Here is a 17,008-nt window from a genome sequence, read left to right as displayed (position 1 = left end):
CACTCCTCGCGAACCTGCGCGAAGCGCGCCCGGAAGACTCGGGATGGGGGAGAGGGGATGGGGGCCGGGGACAGGGGAGAGAGGAAGCGCGTTGCATGGGCTTCCTCTCTCCCCTTCCCCCGGCCGCCGGAGGCACTCATGTTAGTTAGCTTGAATTGGTTGCGTGAATTCGTCCCCTATGAGGGGGACATCCAGGTCCTTGGTGACAAGCTGACCATGCTCGGGCTTGAGCTGGACGGCATCACCGATCCCTTCGAACCGGTCAAGGACATCGTGGTCGGCTTCGTCGCCGAACGTGAACCGCACCCGGAGTCGGACCATCTGTCCGTGTGCACCGTGGACGTGGGCGGCCCCGAGGCCCTGACCATCGTTTGCGGGGCCCCCAACGTGGCCAAGGGCCAGAAAGTGCCCGTGGCGCTGGTCGGCACGACCATGCCCGACGGCATGAAGATCAAGAAGGCCAAGCTGCGGGGCGTCAAGTCCATGGGCATGATTTGCTCCGAGCGTGAGTTGGGCTTTTCCGAAGATCATGAAGGCATCTGGGTGCTCGACGACGCGCTTAAAGTCGGCGACAAACTGGTGGACGCCCTGAACCTGGAGCGGGTGGTCTTCGATTTCGATATCACTCCCAACCGCGCGGATTGCCTTTCCATCCTCGGCTTCGCCCGCGAAACCGCGCTGGCCTTCGACCTGCCCTTGACCCTTCCGAAGCTCAACCTGAACGAGGGCGGCGGCAACGCGGCGGAGGAAGTCCGGATCGTCATTGACGACCCCGAGCTGTGTCCGGCCTACCACGCCCGGATCATCAAGGGCGTCACGACCCGCAAGGCCCCGGACTGGATGCGTTTCAAGCTCCTTGCCCTGGGCCAGCGTCCCATTTCCAACATCGTGGATGTGACCAACTTTATCATGTTCGAGTTGGGCCAGCCCCTGCACTCCTTCGACCTCGACCTGATCGAGAAGGCGACCATCCGCGTGGCCCCGGCCACGGACGGCATGAAGTTCACCACTCTGGACAACGTGGAGCGTGCGCTCACCGCCAACGATCTGCTCATCTGGGACGGCGTCAAGCCCGTGGCCCTGGCCGGCGTCATGGGCGGCCTGAATTCCGAGATGGGCAAGGCGTCCACCAACGTCTTGCTCGAAGCCGCCGTGTTCCGGCCCGGGACCATCCGCAAGACCGCCCGCAGGCTGTCCCTGCCGTCCGAGGCCTCCTATCGCTTCGAGCGCGGGGTGGACCAGATCATGACCCGTTTTGCCCAGGATCGCGCGGCCCAGCTCATAGCCGAAACCTCCGGCGGCACGGTCCTTTCCGGCGTGGCCTCCGCCGAACCCCGGCCGTGGCGGGACCGCACCCATGGGTATCGCCACAAGCGCTGCATGGCCCTGCTCGGCCTGGACCTGGAGCCCGCCTTCGCCAAGAAGGTCTTCGAGCTCGAAGGCTGCGCCGTGAACGACGCCGATCCGGATAACTGGTCCGTAAACTCCCCGTCCCATAGGTTGGACCTGGAGCGTGAAGTGGACCTGTACGAGGAAGTGGGCCGCGTCTACGGCCTGGACCGCATTCCGGCGGTCCTGCCCAAGGTCTCCAAATCCCTGGAGGCCGAGGCGGGAATTCCGGTCTATCATTTCATTCGCCGGGTCAAGGAATGGGGACGAGGCGTGGGGCTGAACGAGGCCATCAACTACAGCTTCACCGGCTCCGACGACCTCGACCGGCTGCACCTGCCCGAGGAAGGCCGGGTGTTCATCGCCAATCCGCTGTCTGAGGAACAGAACGTCATGCGCACCGAGCTCGCCCCCGGCCTGCTCAATACGCTCAAGAACAACCTGGCCCAAGGCAACAACCATATCCGTCTGTTCGAAGTGGCCAAGCGGTTCGTCCGCGACGAGACCTCCGAGACCGAGACCCGTGAGCAGAATCGGCTGGGCCTGTTGCTTTACGGTCCGCGCCATGCCGCGGAATGGCCCTGGCCCCACGGCGATGTCGATTACCTGGACCTCAAGGGACATGTGGAACACCTGCTGTGCGATGCACTCAAGCTCGAAGCCCCGGTCTTTACCGTGGCCGAGGAGGAACACCCCTACCTCGAACCGTGCGTGCGGGTGGCCGTGTCCGGTGAAGCCATTGGTTTCATGGGCCGGGTGCGCGAGGAGATGGCCGACTACTACCACGCCCGCAAGGACGTCTGGCTGGCCGATTTCAACCTGGACGGCCTGCGCGAGATGGTCGCCGCTCATCGCATCGACTTCCGGCCGCTGCCGGTTTTCCCGCCGAGCCGTCGCGACGTGACCGTCATCGGCCCGGTGACCCTGCATGCCGACGCCATTCGCGAGACCATCCTGTCCGCCGGGGTGGACATCCTCGAATCCGTGGAACTGGTGGCCGAGTTCGTGCCTCAGGGCCAGGATGCGGAACGCAATCTCTCCTTCCGCCTGACCTACCGGTCGCCTGACAAGACCCTCAAGGACAAGCAGGTGGACAAGGAGCACAAAAAGATTCTGGACGCCTTGGAAAAGAACCTGCCCATCCGGTTCTAGACGGCGCCATCCTGCAAACAAGGGCCCTGTTCCGCACGGAACAGGGCCTTTTTGCGTGGAAAGGGCAAGTCGAAGGATCGCCGGGGGCTCAATAGATTCGGTTGCGGAACATGACCACGGCCAGGGCCATGCAAGCCAGGCCGATCAGGGCCAGGGGCCAGACCTGCATGAGCAGCACATAGGTCGGCGAGTTCTCGATGAACACCCCGCGAATCAGGACCAGGACGTAGCGCAGGGGATTGATCAGGGTGATCCACTGCACCACGGTGGCCATGTTGGCGATGGGCGTGGCGAAGCCGGAGAGGAGCACGGACGGCATCAGGAACAGGAAGGAGCCGAGCAGGGCCTGCTGCATGGTTACGCACAGGGAAGAGATCATCAACCCCACGCCTACGGCCGCGAAGATGAAAAAGAACAGCCCCAGGTAGAGCAAACCCAGGTTGCCGCGCAGGGGCACTTCGAACCAGTAGACCGCGGCCAACATGATCAGCGTGGCCTCCAGCAGGCCGATGATCAGGCCCGGTGCGGCCTTGCCGATGAGGATGCCGACCGGGGAGAGCGGCGTGACCAGCAATTGGTCGAAGGTCCCGTGCTCCCGTTCGCGGGCCACGGACAGGGCGGTCACCAGCAGGGTCACCACCATGGCGATGAGCCCGACGATGCCGGGCACGAAGAAGTCGCGGCTGAGGGCGTTCTCGTTGTAGTAGATGCGGGAGACCACGATGGACGGGCTTGCCCGGCCCGCCTTGGCCAGCCGCGTGGCGTTGTACTCGCCTATCACGTTGCCCAGGTAGTTGCCGATGATCCCGGCGGTATTGGAATTGCGGCCGTCCAGCAGGGCCTGCACCGGAGCGTCCCGGCTCGCTTGCAGGTCCCGGGCGAAGGTCTGCCCGATGCGCAGGACGAAGCTCACCTTTCGGCTGTCTATCATCCGCCGGATCATGGTTTCGCCGCGAACTTCGCCCACCAGGTGGAAATATGGGGACCCGGACACCCCGGACAGCAGTTCCCTGGACTCGGCGGATCGGCTCAGGTCCTCGAACGCATAGGGTATGTTAGTCAGGTCGAAGGTGGCCGCATAGCCGAACAGGACCAGTTGGATAAGCGGGGGGCCAATGACCACGGTGCGGCTCTTGGGGTCCTTGAACAGGGTCAGGAATTCCTTGATGACCAGGGCGATGATGCGGCGGACGGTTTCCATGGGATCACTCCAGGCTCTTGCGTGTCTTGCGGAAGGCCAGGGTCATGAAGACCAGAGCCAGGATGGCCATGCCCGCGAGGTTGGGCAGCAGTACCGAGGTTACGTTGCCCGCCAGGAACAAGGTCTGGACTATGTTGACGAAATATTTGGCCGGGACGATGTAGGAAAGTACCTGGATGAACTGGGGGGTGCTCGCCAGCTCGAAGATGAATCCGGACAGGAAGAAGGATGGCAGGAAGGCGGCCAGCAGGGCGATCTGGCCGGCTACGAACTGGTTCTTGGCCGTGGAGGAGATGAACAGCCCGAGCCCCAGAGTGCCGGTCATGAACACGCCCCCGAGGAACAGGAGCAGAACCAGGGAGCCCCGGAACGGGACGTTGAACAGGAACACGGCCATGACGATGCATAACACCAGCCCCCCCATGCCGAGCAGGAAGTAGGGGATCAGTTTGCCCAGGACGATTTCCAACCGGCTGACCGGGGTGACCAGCAGGGCCTCCATGGTCCCGCGCTCCCACTCGCGGGCCATGACCATGGCCGTCAGCAGGGTGCCGATCAGGGTCATGATGATGGCCATCAGGCCGGGAACCAGGAAGTTCTCGCTGCGGATGGCTTCGTTGAACCAGATGCGCTGTTGCAGGTCCACCAGGCCGACCGGCCCCAGGCTCTGCGTCCCCGGCAGGGTCTTTGAGGTCGAGGCCAGCCATTTTTGCCAGGTCATGGTCACGTAACCGAGAATCTGGAGGGCCCGGTTGGAGTCCACCCCGTTGACGATGAGTTGCACCGGGGCTTGTCCGCCGGTCATGAGACGGCGGGTGAAGTCCGCCTGCAACCGGATGACCGCGTCCACCTTTCGGGCCAGCAGCAGTTGTTGTGCCTCGGCAAAGGAGGTCATGGGCATGGGGTTGAAATAGTCCGAATGGCGAAAGCGGGCCAGCAGGGTCGAGCTCGTGGGGTCGGGTTTGTCCATGACGAAGGCCACGGGCAATTCCTTGGGGTCCAGGCTGATGCCGTAGCCGAACAGCAGGAGCATGATGATGGGGATGAAGAAGGCCAGGGCGATGCTTGACGGATCCCTGATGATCTGGAGCCATTCCTTGACGAGCAGGGCGCGCAGGCGCGTGCGGTTGAGTTGCCTTTGCACGGTCATCCCTCCTTTTGCCGCGCCCGGCGTTCTTCGACGAGGGTGATGAAGGCCTCTTCGATGGTCGCGTCGTCGCCGCTTCCGGCGTATTGGCGGATTTCGTCCGGCGTGCCCTGGGCCAGCAGCTCCCCGGCCATCATGATCAGCATGCGGTCGCAGTATTCGGCCTCTTCCATGAAATGCGTGGTGACCACCACGGTCACGCCCTGTTCGGCCAGGGAGTTTATTCTGGCCCAGAATTGCCGCCGGGCCAGGGGGTCCACGCCGGATGTGGGCTCATCCAGAAAGAGGATGTCTGGCTCGTGCATCAGGGCGCAGGCCAGGGAGAGGCGTTGCCGGAAGCCGAAAGGCAGTTCGCCGGAGGTGGCGTCGGCCTGTTCGGTCAGATCCAGCTCCTTCATGGCCCATTGCACGCGCTCCTCGCGGTGAGAGCCGGACAGCCCGTAGACCTTGCTGAAGAAGTTGAGGTTTTCCAGCACGGAAAGCTGCCCGTAGAGGGAGAATTTCTGGGCCATGTAGCCCAGGTTCTTTCGGGCCTTGGCCGCGGCCCGGCGCAGATTCAGCCCGCCCACTTCCAGGGTTCCCCCCGTGGCGGGGAGCAGGCCGCAAAGCATGCGGAAGGTAGTGGATTTGCCCGCTCCGTTGGGGCCGAGCAGGCCGAATATCTCTCCTCGTCGGACGGAAAATTCCAGTCCCTTGACCGCATAAAAATCACCGAAGCGCCTTTCCAGCCCGGTGACCCGGATGGCCGTGTCGTCGCCGGTCCCATGCACTTTGGACACATTCAGGGCTTGGGGCTCCGCCTGGGCGTCCCGGTTGAGCAGTAGCATGAATCCATCTTCGAAGAGCGGATCGACGGGCTTGGGGGTTCCGGCTCCGGCTTCGCGGAACAGGACCTCGGGCACTTCGGCCTCCCGGGTGACCACGCGGACCCGGCCCGACTCCAGAGTGGCGTCGACGATCTCCGGTTTTCCGAAGAGGCGGCTCTGCACCACGCGTGGCGTGGTTTCGGGTTTGACCCGCCAGGTCCGGCCTTCGGCCTGGCCGATAAACGAGTCCGGCGTGCCCTGGCCGATCATTTTGCCGTCCTGGAGGATGAAGACCCGGTCGCAGCGCGCGGCCTCGTCCAGATAGGCGGTGCTGACCAGCACGGTGATGTTGTCCTGCCGGACCAGGGTGTCCACGATGGACCACAGCTCGCGGCGGGACAGAGGGTCCACGCCCACCGTGGGCTCATCCAGGAGCAGGAATTGCGGGGTCTTGAGCAGGGAGCAGGCCAGCCCGAGCTTTTGCTTCATCCCCCCGGACAAGCGCCCGGCCAGTCGTCCGGTAAACGGGGCCAAGTTGGTCATTTCCATCAGGGATTCGTAGCGCTTGCCGCGTACCTCGCGGCCCACGCCTTGGAGGTCCGCGTAAAGATTCAGGTTCTCCTGTACGGTCAGGTCCTCGTACAGGCCGAAGCGCTGGGGCATGTAGCCGATGGCCGCCTGGATGTCCCGGGCCTGCCTGACGGAGTCCATGCCGAGCACGGTCACGACGCCGGAGTCCGGGGCCATGACGCCCGTGGCCAGGCGGATGAGCGTGGTCTTGCCTGCGCCGTCGGGGCCGAGCAGGGCGTTGACGCTGCCGGGCTCAAGGTCGAAGGAGATGCCGCACAAGGCCTCCACACGGCCTTTGCCCCGGGCGAAGGTCTTGCGCAGGCCCTTGACCGTCAGGGGTGAAGCGGCGCGAGCTTCCGGCATGGCGCGTACCTAATTCCCGTCGGCGGGCTGCGCGTTGGGGTCCGCCGCGGGCTCAAGGTGGACCGTGACCGGCATGCCCAGGCGTAATTCGTTTTCGGGATCGTGGACGTTCAGGCGGACTTCGTAGACAAGGGAGGTCCGCAACTCCGGCGTTTCCACGGACCGGGGCGTGAATTCCGCGGTGGAGGAGATGAATCCGATCCGGCCCTCGAACCGCTTGTTCGGCCATGAGTCGGACACTGCGTAGCCTGGCATGCCTGGCTTGATCCGTCCGAGCTTGTCCTCGGGGATGTAGGTCCGGACCCATTTGGGGTCCATGACGCTCAGGGTGAAGACCGGGCTCTGGGCGGAGGCCATGTCGCCCGGCTCCAGGTTGCGGCTGCGGACCACCGCGGCCTTGGGAGCGTGGAGTACGCTTTCGGCCAGCTTTACCTGAAGGGTCTCCAGGTCGGCCTCAAGCTTGTGCAGGGACGCCTTGGCCGAGGCTATCTCCTCCCACCGGGGTCCCTTTTCCTTCAAAATTCGATTCTGCACCGCCACCTGGTATTTGGCCTTGGCCACATCATATCGGGCCAGGGCGTCGTCAAGATCCTGCTGCGCGTTGGCCCCGCTCTTGAGCAACCGCACCTGCCGTTCGTAGGTCCGCCGGGTGAGCTCCCGCTCGGCCTGGGCCTGCCGTTCCTCGGCCCGCGCTTGCTGGATTTCTTCGGGTCTGAATCCGTTTTCCAATTGGATGACCATATATTTCTGGGCGTCCACTCCCGCCTTGAGAGCCGTTATTTCGGCTTCCAGCCGCCGGGTCTGCAACCGGGCCAGGGTCTGTCCCGCCTTTACCACGTCGCCTTCCTCGACGAGGACGTCCCGGATTCGTTCGTTGTCCTTGAAGGCGAGGTTGACCTGACGGATGTCCACATTGCCGTAGAGGACCAGTTCGCTGGAGGTCGGGCAGTCGCTGCAAAGAAACGCCCTGTAGCCCCAGTACCCCCCGCCGCCGAGGAGTACCACCGACACGATGATGATAATGACAACTTTGCGCATAGCCAGATGACTTCCTGTTGTTGTGGGCGAAAACTTCGGCGGCCCGGCCCTTGCGCGCGTCAGGCGCGCAGGGGAAACAATTTTGCGATCAACCGTTTGAATTCGTTTTTTTCATTTCCCTCCAGCGGAGAGAGGACCTGCTCCATGAGCGCGACGCATTGCGGCAGGACACGCTCTATCAGGGATGCACCGTCCGGCGTCAAGACGATCACGGTTTGCCGTTTGTCGTGGTCGTCGGGCTGCCTGGTGATCAACCCCTGCTTCTCCAGGCGTTGGGTCAGCCCCGACATGGTCGCCCGGGTGATGCCCTGTTCCCGAGCCAGTTCCGAAGGCAGGGCCCGCCAGACCTCCCTGCGCCGCAGCAGCATGAGCACGAGCCAGCGGCTGTGGCTCAGGCCGTGCCTTTCGAGCAGCCGGTCCAGATGGGACAGGCATTCGCTGCCCAAAACAAGCAGGCGGAGGAAGATCTGCACCCGGTCCGCATCGGCCGTGGGGAGCACCTGCCGCAGGCGGGCGACCATCTCTTCGTCGGGAAAGTCCTTCAGGAAAAACATGCCTCATTTTAGTTAGGAGGCTAACCAATGTCAAGGGGGGGATGGAGATGCCGTCCGCCGGGGTATCTTCCCCCTGATCGTTGTTGAAGGCGGCCGGGGGATTTGGTAAGGGTTTGGGATGGAAGATTTACAGGATTTCAAGCGGTACAAGATCGGGCAAGCCGCCAAGGCAATCGGGGTCAAGACCTACGTGCTCCGGTTTTGGGAGGGCGAGTTCGACGAAATCGACCCCATCCGCACCGAGAGCGGGCAGCGCCTGTATACCGAGGAACACCTGGAGATCATCCGTGAAATAAAGCGGCTCCTCTACGACGAAGGGCTGACCATCGACGGGGCCAAGAAAAAACTGCGCGCCCGAGAACACGGCGACATCTTGTGCGAAGTGCGCGACGAGTTGCTGTCCATCCGGGATCTCCTGCGGCGCTAACGGGACCAGCCGCATGGGGAGTACCATGGGCAACTTCTTGAAATTCGGGCTGATCGGCCTGGGCGCGTGTCTCTTCCTGTGCGCGCTCTCGGTGCTCATTTTCGCGGCCGTGTTCGATCCCAACGACTACAAGGACCGCATCAGCCGAGCCGTGTTTCTGAAGACGGGTCGAACCCTGTCCTTTGACGGCGACATTTCCCTGACCTTTTTTCCTGTTCCCGGTGTGAGCCTGGGGGGGCTTTCCCTGGGCAACGCCGACGGATTCGGCTCCGAGCCCATGCTTTCGGTGCGGTCGGCCCACGTGACCGTGCGCCTGCTGCCGTTGTTTGCGGGCAAGATTCGGTTTCGGCGGCTCGAATTGGACGGGCCGGTCCTGAATCTGGGACGGAATGTATTGGGCGGGACCAACTGGGACGATCTGGTTGGCCGGAAGCCGGACGCGGCCGGTGCGGGCGCGGAAGCCGGGCGGAGCGCCTTCGGCCTGGACGTGGCCGGTTTGGCCGTAACCGATGGCAGGTTGATCTGGGATGATCGCGAGACGGGCGTCCGGGGCGTGTTGCGAGGGATTGAGGCGGCCACGGGGCGGACCGGCCGGGACGGGCTGTTTCCGGTTAAACTGTCCGTGGACATCGACTGCGGCACTCCGGACGTCAATGGGACCCTGACCCTGGAGGGGCGGGCCTCTTTCGATCCGGCGAATCTCCGGTGCAGACTCGCGGGCATGCGCGCGTCGGTCAAGGCCTCGGGGGCTTTTCTCCCCGGCGGGGCGGTGCACGGAAATTTGACTCTGCGGTCCCTGACCGTGGATTTCAACAGGGCCGAGGCCCGGTTTGCGGGATTGGAAGGGACGGCCTACGGGGCCACCCTCCTTGCGGATGGCGCGGTCCGGGGGGAGGGCCATGGGCTCGGGATGGCCTCGGCCGATTTGACCCTGCGGCCGACCGACCTGCGCAAGGTCTTCGCCGGCCTGGGCGTTCCGCTCCCGGACACCGCCGATCCCCAGGCCCTGACCGAGGTGGGCGGCACGGCCAAGGTGGAGTTCAAGCCCGGACGGTTGACCGTGGAGAACGGAGAATTGTCCGTGGACGGCTGTCGCGTCACGGGCAGGGGGGTGGTGGAGCGCGGCGGCGCATGGCCCCGGTTCACGGTGCAATTGGAGGCGGGTGAAGTGGACGTGGACCGTTACCTGCCGCTCGGGCGCGCCGTGGGCGGTGCGTCCCGGGCATGGACCAGGGGCGAATTGCCGGACGGCGCGGTCCTGCCCGCCGAGATCCTCCGGCGGCTGGATTTCGACCTGGACGTCAAGGCGGCCGGGCTCTCCCTTGGCGGGGCGCGGTTCACCAATGTGGCCGCGTCGGCCGTCTGCAGGGCCGGCCTGCTGACCGTTGATCCTCTTTCCGCCGAGGGCTACGGCGGCGTCGTGCGGGTTGCGGGCAATGTTGATGTCCAGCAGGGCGAGCCTGTGGTCAGGATTCGTTCGACGGCGGCCCACCTGGACGTCGGCGGGCTGGCCCGGGACGTGACCGGCGGGGCCGAATACGCCGGAATCCTGGATTGCGCCGCCGACCTGAACGGCCGGGGCGAGCGCGCGCCCGAACTGCTCGGCACCTTGGGCGGCGAGCTCTCCTTCAAGTTGTCCGACGGCGTGTTCCCGGGCGTGGACCTGGTACGCATGGCCCGGACCACCCATTCGGCCAAGGGGCGGGACACGGTGGAATCCACGCGGACCGACGCCACCCGGTTCGGCTCCATCGCCGGGACCGCGACCGTCAAGGACGGCATCGTCTCCAACAAGGACCTGGAGGTCAAGGCCCCGGGGCTGCGCGCGGACGGGCATGGCGCATTCTCCCTGGTCACCCGGAAGATAGATTACATGGTCAAGGCCAAGTTGGTGCCCACGGGCGAAGGACAGGGCGGCAAGTCATCCGGCGAGTTGTTCGGGATTATGGTTCCCATCCACGTCACCGGGACCATTGATGAACCGCATTACTGGGTTTCTGTCCAGGAGTACGCCAAGGCCCTGGGCGGGGCGGTGATCGACACTGTGGGCACGGTCCTCGGCGGGGTCGGCAGCGTGGTCAGGGGCGTGGGGTCGGCGATTGGGGGCGGGACTACGTCGGAAGAGCCCGGACGAAAGAAATTTCTCGGGATATTCTAGCGGGCGCGCAGTTTGATGTTGCTCGGTGCCTTCTTGAGCTGCTGGCGGGATTTGGCCTGGGCTTGCGGGGCGGCCTGTCGGGTCGAGGCCTCGGGGGTTTCCTCCACCAGTTCGTGCATGGCCTTGAACGCCCCGTCCAGGCTCTCCCTTTCCTCCACCAGTTGGCGCAGGAAGCCGTTGATGGGGCCGACCATGTTGATGGCCATGTCCACCTCGGGGTTGGCTCCCCGTTGATAGGCCCCGATGTTGACCATGTCCTCCACGCGCTTGAAGGTGGCCATGTGCCGGAGCAGGGCGCGTCCGTCCGTCTGGGCTTCCTTGGTGGTGATGTCGCTTCGGAGACGGCTGATGGACTTGAGCACGTCTATGGCCGGGTAGTGGCCCAGGTCGGCCAGTTCGCGGGTCAGGACGATGTGCCCGTCTAGGATGGAACGGGTGGAGTCCGCGATGGGTTCGGTGAAGTCGTCGCCGTCCACCAGGACCGTATAAATGCCGGTAATGGACCCTTTGCGGTTTTTGCCCGCGCGTTCCAGGAGCTGGGGCAGGTGGGCGAAGACCGACGGGGTGTAGCCGCCGCGTGTGGGCGGTTCGCCCGCGGCCAGACCGACCTCGCGGCCCGCCATGGCGAAACGCGTGACCGAGTCCATCATCAGCAATACGTCGTTGCCCAGGTCCCGGAAATATTCGGCCACGGCCGTGGCCGCGTAGGCCGCGCGCATTCGGATGAGCGGGCTCTTGTCCGAGGTGGCCACCACCAGGACGGACCGGGCCATGCCCTCGGGGCCGAGGTCGCGTTCCATGAACTCCACCACTTCCCTGCCGCGTTCGCCGACCAGGGCGATGACGTTGATGTCCGCTTTGGTGTAACGGGCCATCATGCCCAGGGTGGTGGACTTGCCCACGCCGGAACCGGCCATGATGCCGACGCGCTGGCCTTTGCCGAGCGTCAAAAGAGCGTTGACCGAGCGGATGCCGACGTCGAGCGGCTCATTGATGCGCGGGCGTTCCAGTGGGTTGGGCGGTTCGCGGTGCAGGGGGGCGAAGGTCTCGGCGTGGATGGGGCCCTTGCCGTCCAGCGGATCGCCGAAGGCGTCCACGGCCCGGCCGAGAAGGGCGGAGCCCACCGGCATGTGCGGCGGGGTGGCCGCATTCTGGATCAACGACCCGGGGCCGATGCCGCGCATGTCCGAATAGGGCATGAACAGGCAGGCGCCATCCCGGAAACCGACCACTTCGGCCGGTATGGGGTCGTGCCCCATGGGCAGGAGATAGCAGACCGAGCCGAGCGGCGCCTTGATGCCGTGTCCTTCGGCAATGAGGCCGACCACCTTGGTGACCTTGCCGAAGGTCTGGCAGGGGTCGAGCCCTTCAAGCAGGCCGAGCTTCGTGTCCGCGTCCATGTTAGTCCTTGTCGCCGACGGTGATCTGCTCGGCCAACTGGTCGAATATGGGCTCCACGGCTTTCCAGCGGGTCTCGATGGTGTTGTCCACCTTGCCGCCCTCGGCCTCGATGACCACGCCGCCCATCTCAATGGCGGGGTCGCCCTTGACGGTCCAGTATTTGAGGGATGGGTTGCGGTCCTGGATGGTGCGCACGAATTCCTCGAGTTCCGCGGTTTCTTCGGGGTTGCAGCGGATTTCGATGCGCCGCTGGGATTCTATGCGGTCCAGGGCCTCGACCATCAGGGCTTGCAACGATTCGGCCCGCTTCTCGCTCATCTCCACCTTGAGGGTCTTGCTCAGCGCCAGGCGGATGAGCCGGACCACCTCCTGCCGCCTGGTTTCGAAAATGGTGCCGCCCTGGGCCCCGAGATTGGCGAGCAGGGTTTCGGCCTTGGCCGAAATGTCTTGGATGTGCTGGTCCACGAACGCCTGGGCGTCGGCCAGCCCCTGGGTGTATCCCTCGTGACGGGCCGTGGCGCGCAGGGCCTCGGCTTCGAGTTCGGCCAGCATCTTGATTTCCTTGGCCGCGTCCCGGGCCTTTTCGCGCACGCGGGTCAGATACTCCTCGTTGGTGGACTCGTCCCAGATGAGCTGGCGCTTGCCCTCCAGCTCCTGGATGGTCATCTCGTCGGGGCCGGGCGTGTCCATGCCGACCACGACCTTGCCCGTCATGCGCGGCGGGCGGGTGTTGGCTTTAGATAAAGACATCGCTGCCACCTCGGCTGATGACGATCTTGCCCTCGTCCTCCAGGCGGCGGACGGTCTTGACGATGGACTGCTGGGCGGCCTCCACCTCGGAGAGCTTCTTGGGCGGCATGATCTCCAGGTCCTCCTTGATCATGGCCGAGGCGCGCTCGGACAGGTTCTTGAAGAACTTTTCGCGCAGCTCCTCGCTGGCGCCCTTCAGCGCCACGGTGAGGTCCTCGTTGGAGACCTCCTTGAGCAGCTCGCGAATGGCGATGTCGTCGATGCCCTTGACGTCTTCGAACACGAACATGAGGTTGCGGATGTCCTCGGCCATCTGGGTGGACTCCTCCTCGATTTCGGACAGAACCTCTTCCTCGGTGTTGCGGTCCACTGCGTTGAGAATTTCGGCCACGGAATTGACGCCGCCGACCTTTTTGCCTTCCTTGCCGCCCATGGCGATGAGCTGGCTCTGGAGCACCTTGTCCACTTCCATGAGCATTTCCTCGGCCACGGCTTCGAGCTTGGCCAGACGCATGAGCACCTCGGCGCGTACGCCCGCGGGCAGGTTCTGGATGAGCTCGGCGGCCTGGTCCGGGTGCAGGTGCCCCAGGATGAGTGCCAGGGTCTGCGGGTGTTCGTTGCGCAGTATCTGGGCCAGGATGCGCGGGCTGACGTTTTCCAGCTCCTGGAACGGCGTGGGGCCGGTGTCCAGGTCCAGGGAATCCATGATGTACTTGGCGGTCTCCGCGTCCAGGGACTGGGTCAGCAGACGCTTGACCTGTTCCGGGCCGCCCACCAGCAGTTCCGCGCCGTAAGCCAGGGCCTCGTTGTACTCCTTGAGCACTTCCAGGACCTCTTCCTTGGGGATGGAATCGGTTTCGAGCATGGCCTTGGACACGGCGGCGATCTCGTTGCGCTCCATGCGTTTGAACACCTCCGCCGTGAACTTGTCGCCCAGGGCGAGGAGCACGATGGCCGTTTTCTGGGGGCCGCTGAAGTCTGCCATGTCTTACGCCTCCTGGGTAAGCCAGGTTTTGAGCAGGTGGACTGCCTGGTCGATGTTTTCGTCGGACAACTGGATGGCGTGGTTCTTGGCGTTTTCCAACCGTCTGGAAGCGTCCAGGGCCTCCTCGTCCATCTCTTCCTCCTCCAGGGCCAGCCGCTCGGAACCGGGCAGCCCGGCCATCTCCTCGATCTCCTGCTCGGCGACTCTGGGCCGGATCAGGGCCATGACCACCGGCCGGACGACCAGGATGAGGAAGAGGAAGATCAACAGGCCGTTGAGGAACGGCTTGCCCAGCCGCTGGGCGTATTCCAGCATGGTCCGCATGAGGGAATCGCCGTCGGTCAATTGCGGTTCGCCGAACGAGATGTTGCTGACCTCGATGGTGTCGCCGCGCGCTACGTCAAAGCCTACCGCGTTCTCGATCAGGGTACGGATGCGGTTGATCTCCTCGGCGGAGCGGGGCACGTAGACCTGATTGCCGTTGGCGTCCGCCTGCCACGTCCCGTCCACGATAACCGCAACGGTCAGACGTTTCAATTCCCCGACCGGGGCAATAATATTTTCTTCCTGCTTGTCGATCTCGAAGTTGGTCGTTCGGGACTCGCGGGTGGAATCCTGGGTGGTCTTGGTGCCGGAGAAGCCGTCGCCCCGGAAATTGACGTCGGGCTCGCCGCCCGCCAGCGAAGCCGCACCCTGCGTGGTCTCCTCGTTGCGGGTTTCGGAGCGGACCACGGCGCTGCTCGGGTCGTACATTTCCTTGCGCACGGTGCGCTGGCTGAAATCGAGGTCGGCGTTGACCCGGGCGATGACCTTCTCCGGGCCCACGGCCGGGCCGAGGAGTTCGAGGATCCGGCGTTGCAGCTTGCCTTCCACGTCCGCCTTGTGCTGAAGCTGGGCATTGGACATGGCCAGACCGGTGGTCTCGTCCTCGGGGGTGTAGAGCGGGTGCCCCTTCATGTCCGTGACCGTGATGTTCTTGGGTTCGAGCCCTTCAACGGCCATGGACACCAGGTTGACGATGCCCTTGATCTCGTCGGGTTCGAGTTTGCCGTCGCCCTTGAGCTGCAGGACAATGGATGCGGACGGCGCGACCTGGTCCTCGATGAACAGGGATTTTTGCGGAATGACCAGGTGGACCCTGGCCTTGTCCACGATGGGAAATTCGGTGATGGTCCGGGCCAGTTCGCCCTGGAGGGCGCGTTGATAGTTGACGTGCTGGACGAAGTCGGTCTGGCCGATCTGGACCTCGTCGAAGATTTCAAAGCCGATGCCCTGGCCGTGCAGGTTGCCTTCGCCCGCGACCTTGAGACGCAGCTCGTAGACCCGGTCCGCGGGGACCATGATGGTCTTGCCGTTGTTCTCGAGCTTGTAGTCTTCCTTTTGGGCCTGGAGCATGCCCACCACGCGGGAGGCGTCCTCGGGATAGAGGTTGCTCATCAGGACCCGGTAGTCGGGTTTGTTCATCCAATAGATCATCAGCGCGAAGGAGATGATCACGGCGGCGGCCAGCCCACCTATGAGGATACGTTGGGACACGGTGCGGTCGGCCCACAACCCCTGCATCTTGGACCAGTATTCGGCGACGAACGGAGGCATCTTCTCTTTCTCCAGCTAACGTTGCGGTATTGCGTCAATCACAGCGCCCTAGAAGGGCATCTGCATGACTTCCTTGTACGCGGTCATGATCTTGGAACGGACGGCGCCGGTCATCTGCATGGCCATGCCGGCCTTCTGCATGGAGATCATCAATTCATGCACGTTCTGGGTCTTGCCCGAGGCGAACTCCTCGATCATCGTCTCTTTGGTTTCCTGAAGGTCGTTGACCTTGACCAGGGAGGACTTGAGGGTATCGCCGAAGCTCTGGACGGGTTCCTGGGGTTTCTTCAGGCTCTGGGAAACCATGGAGTCCACCGAGCGGCGGCGGATGTCCATGGCGTTCTGGTAGGCGCTGAGAGCGACGCTTTTGACGACCATTGCTTATACCTCCTTACTCTTAGCCCTGGGAGATGGTCAGAGCTTTTTGAAACATGTTTTTGGCCGCCTGGACGGTCTGGACGTTGGCCTCGTAGCCGCGCATGGCCTGCATCATGTTGGCCATCTCCTCGACCACATTGATGTCCGGGTAGAACACATAGCCCTGATCGTTGGCGTCCGGGTGGTCGGGTTCGTAGGCCTGCTTGAAGGGGCGGTTGTCGGCGGTCACGCCGAGGACCTTGACCCCTTCCAAATCGCGGTTGAGCTGGTTCTGCATGGCCTGGTCGAAGGGCGAGTATACCGGGGTGGACTCGAAGGAGACCGACTTGCGCTGGTACGGTCCGCCCGTCGCCGTCTTGGTGGTGCGGATGTTGGCCATGTTCATGGAAATGACGTTGAGTTGCGCCCGTTGGGCCGTGAGCCCGGACGCGCCGATGTCCATCGCTGTCATGATGTCCATTTACTTGCTCCCTTCCATGATGACTTTGTTCATGCCCTCGAAGCTCTTCTTGATGACCGATGCCAGGGCGTTGTACATCATGGTGTTCTTGGCGCTGGTGGTCATTTCCTTGTCCAGGTTTACTTCGTCCTGGCCGTAGACTTCCCGCGCCCGAAAATCCTGGAGTCCATCGCCTTTGAACCCGTCGGGGTCGAAGGTCGTGGGCAGGTGGTCCTGCTGGGTGCGGGTGAGCTTGCCCAGGGCGTTCTGATTCAGGGCGTCCTGGAGGCGGTTTTCGAATTCGAGACGGCGGGCCTTGTAGCCCGGCGTGTTCACGTTGGCGATGTTGCCCGTGACGATATTTTGACGTTCCAGGCGCAGGTCCATAACCTTCGCCGTGACGTTGAGATGTTGCTCGAAAAGTCCTCGCATGCCTTGCTCCTCCTGCATTCGCGTATCGGTTGCGGTCCGGCGGGGGCACGTTTTTCCGCCAGGGCCGCCAGACTTTAAGCAACTCCCGTTCCAATTAAATAACTGATTGAAATTAAATGGAAAGTGTGAAAGACAGCATCTGTGACGTCAGACTTTCGGATAATCGGCTGCGGTCAGGCTTGGCCGAAGCGAGCGGAAAACGCGGTAGATTCTTCCGCTCCG

Annotated in this window: 15 protein-coding genes; 3 read left to right on the top strand and 12 right to left on the bottom strand. The window is 63.6% G+C overall.

Annotated elements, in window-relative coordinates:
• Nucleotides 1–138: 138 nt before the first annotated feature.
• The gene (gene pheT, locus J0909_RS03110) at nucleotides 139–2,541 is read left to right on the top strand and encodes a phenylalanine--tRNA ligase subunit beta (RefSeq protein ID WP_207260399.1); all 2,403 of its coding nucleotides are present in this window, start codon (nucleotides 139–141) and stop codon (nucleotides 2,539–2,541) included.
• 88 nt (nucleotides 2,542–2,629) lie between these two features.
• Here the strand turns inward: pheT and J0909_RS03105 are convergent, their stop codons facing one another.
• The 5 genes from J0909_RS03105 to J0909_RS03085 are packed head-to-tail and all read right to left on the bottom strand — an operon-like array spanning nucleotide 2,630 to nucleotide 8,220.
• Nucleotides 2,630–3,742 (bottom strand): ABC transporter permease, encoded by a 1,113-nt coding sequence (locus J0909_RS03105; protein WP_207260398.1) that lies wholly within the window; start codon nucleotides 3,740–3,742, stop codon nucleotides 2,630–2,632.
• Between the two features lie 4 nt (nucleotides 3,743–3,746).
• Nucleotides 3,747–4,886 (bottom strand): ABC transporter permease, encoded by a 1,140-nt coding sequence (locus J0909_RS03100; protein WP_207260397.1) that lies wholly within the window; start codon nucleotides 4,884–4,886, stop codon nucleotides 3,747–3,749.
• A gap of 2 nt (nucleotides 4,887–4,888) precedes the next feature.
• Nucleotides 4,889–6,628 (bottom strand): ATP-binding cassette domain-containing protein, encoded by a 1,740-nt coding sequence (locus J0909_RS03095; RefSeq protein ID WP_207260396.1) that lies wholly within the window; start codon nucleotides 6,626–6,628, stop codon nucleotides 4,889–4,891.
• Between the two features lie 9 nt (nucleotides 6,629–6,637).
• A complete protein-coding gene (locus J0909_RS03090) occupies nucleotides 6,638–7,666 on the bottom strand; it encodes a biotin/lipoyl-containing protein (RefSeq protein WP_207260394.1) in 1,029 nt (342 codons plus the stop codon).
• A gap of 59 nt (nucleotides 7,667–7,725) precedes the next feature.
• Nucleotides 7,726–8,220: a MarR family winged helix-turn-helix transcriptional regulator gene (locus tag J0909_RS03085; RefSeq protein WP_207260393.1), complete on the bottom strand. Its 495-nt coding sequence runs from the start codon at nucleotides 8,218–8,220 to the stop codon at nucleotides 7,726–7,728.
• Between the two features lie 118 nt (nucleotides 8,221–8,338).
• Here J0909_RS03085 and J0909_RS03080 point away from each other — a divergent pair, with 118 nt between their 5' ends.
• Nucleotides 8,339–8,647: a MerR family transcriptional regulator gene (locus J0909_RS03080; RefSeq protein ID WP_207260392.1), complete on the top strand. Its 309-nt coding sequence runs from the start codon at nucleotides 8,339–8,341 to the stop codon at nucleotides 8,645–8,647.
• A gap of 25 nt (nucleotides 8,648–8,672) precedes the next feature.
• Nucleotides 8,673–10,805 (top strand): AsmA family protein, encoded by a 2,133-nt coding sequence (locus tag J0909_RS03075; protein WP_207260391.1) that lies wholly within the window; start codon nucleotides 8,673–8,675, stop codon nucleotides 10,803–10,805.
• On the opposite strand, the gene J0909_RS03070 is transcribed toward J0909_RS03075, so the two are convergent.
• From J0909_RS03070 to flgB, 7 genes are read right to left on the bottom strand one after another with little or no spacing between them, the layout of a single operon-like run.
• Entirely contained in the window at nucleotides 10,802–12,205 is a 1,404-nt protein-coding gene (locus J0909_RS03070; protein ID WP_207260390.1) for a FliI/YscN family ATPase, read from the bottom strand. The genes J0909_RS03075 and J0909_RS03070 overlap by 4 nt on opposite strands.
• A gap of 1 nt (nucleotide 12,206) precedes the next feature.
• The gene (locus J0909_RS03065; RefSeq protein WP_207260389.1) at nucleotides 12,207–12,956 is read right to left on the bottom strand and encodes a FliH/SctL family protein; all 750 of its coding nucleotides are present in this window, start codon (nucleotides 12,954–12,956) and stop codon (nucleotides 12,207–12,209) included.
• Nucleotides 12,943–13,941, bottom strand: a complete 999-nt coding sequence (gene fliG / locus J0909_RS03060; protein WP_207260388.1) for a flagellar motor switch protein FliG — start codon at nucleotides 13,939–13,941, stop codon at nucleotides 12,943–12,945. Before fliG ends, J0909_RS03065 begins: the two co-directional genes overlap by 14 nt.
• Before the next feature lie 3 nt (nucleotides 13,942–13,944).
• Nucleotides 13,945–15,537, bottom strand: a complete 1,593-nt coding sequence (gene fliF / locus J0909_RS03055) for a flagellar basal-body MS-ring/collar protein FliF (RefSeq protein ID WP_207260386.1) — start codon at nucleotides 15,535–15,537, stop codon at nucleotides 13,945–13,947.
• Nucleotides 15,538–15,585: 48 nt separating this feature from the next.
• Nucleotides 15,586–15,915 (bottom strand): flagellar hook-basal body complex protein FliE, encoded by a 330-nt coding sequence (fliE, locus tag J0909_RS03050; RefSeq protein WP_207260384.1) that lies wholly within the window; start codon nucleotides 15,913–15,915, stop codon nucleotides 15,586–15,588.
• A 19-nt stretch (nucleotides 15,916–15,934) separates the two neighbouring features.
• A complete protein-coding gene (gene flgC, locus J0909_RS03045) occupies nucleotides 15,935–16,375 on the bottom strand; it encodes a flagellar basal body rod protein FlgC (protein WP_207260383.1) in 441 nt (146 codons plus the stop codon).
• On the bottom strand, nucleotides 16,376–16,786 hold the full coding sequence (flgB, locus tag J0909_RS03040; protein WP_207260381.1) for a flagellar basal body rod protein FlgB: 411 nt from the start codon (nucleotides 16,784–16,786) through the stop codon (nucleotides 16,376–16,378).
• Between the last annotated feature and the right edge of the window lie 222 nt (nucleotides 16,787–17,008).

The sequence above is a fragment of the Desulfovibrio sp. Huiquan2017 genome, from assembly GCF_017351175.1.
Taxonomy (GTDB): Bacteria; Desulfobacterota; Desulfovibrionia; order Desulfovibrionales; family Desulfovibrionaceae; genus Pseudodesulfovibrio.
This window is presented reverse-complemented; position numbering and strand designations above follow the sequence as displayed.

Bases quoted from the DNA above. Each gene is read 5' to 3' on its own strand.
- pheT (WP_207260399.1), top strand. From the start codon at position 139: ATGTTAGTTAGCTTGAATTGGTTGCGTGAATTCGTCCCCTATGAGGGG.
- J0909_RS03105 (WP_207260398.1), bottom strand. From the start codon at position 3,742: ATGGAAACCGTCCGCCGCATCATCGCCCTGGTCATCAAGGAATTCCTG.
- J0909_RS03095 (WP_207260396.1), bottom strand. From the start codon at position 6,628: ATGCCGGAAGCTCGCGCCGCTTCACCCCTGACGGTCAAGGGCCTGCGC.
- J0909_RS03090 (WP_207260394.1), bottom strand. From the start codon at position 7,666: ATGCGCAAAGTTGTCATTATCATCATCGTGTCGGTGGTACTCCTCGGC.
- J0909_RS03085 (WP_207260393.1), bottom strand. From the start codon at position 8,220: ATGTTTTTCCTGAAGGACTTTCCCGACGAAGAGATGGTCGCCCGCCTG.
- J0909_RS03080 (WP_207260392.1), top strand. From the start codon at position 8,339: ATGGAAGATTTACAGGATTTCAAGCGGTACAAGATCGGGCAAGCCGCC.
- J0909_RS03075 (WP_207260391.1), top strand. From the start codon at position 8,673: ATGGGCAACTTCTTGAAATTCGGGCTGATCGGCCTGGGCGCGTGTCTC.
- J0909_RS03070 (WP_207260390.1), bottom strand. From the start codon at position 12,205: ATGGACGCGGACACGAAGCTCGGCCTGCTTGAAGGGCTCGACCCCTGC.
- J0909_RS03065 (WP_207260389.1), bottom strand. From the start codon at position 12,956: ATGTCTTTATCTAAAGCCAACACCCGCCCGCCGCGCATGACGGGCAAG.
- fliG (WP_207260388.1), bottom strand. From the start codon at position 13,941: ATGGCAGACTTCAGCGGCCCCCAGAAAACGGCCATCGTGCTCCTCGCC.
- fliF (WP_207260386.1), bottom strand. From the start codon at position 15,537: ATGCCTCCGTTCGTCGCCGAATACTGGTCCAAGATGCAGGGGTTGTGG.
- fliE (WP_207260384.1), bottom strand. From the start codon at position 15,915: ATGGTCGTCAAAAGCGTCGCTCTCAGCGCCTACCAGAACGCCATGGAC.
- flgC (WP_207260383.1), bottom strand. From the start codon at position 16,375: ATGGACATCATGACAGCGATGGACATCGGCGCGTCCGGGCTCACGGCC.
- flgB (WP_207260381.1), bottom strand. From the start codon at position 16,786: ATGCGAGGACTTTTCGAGCAACATCTCAACGTCACGGCGAAGGTTATG.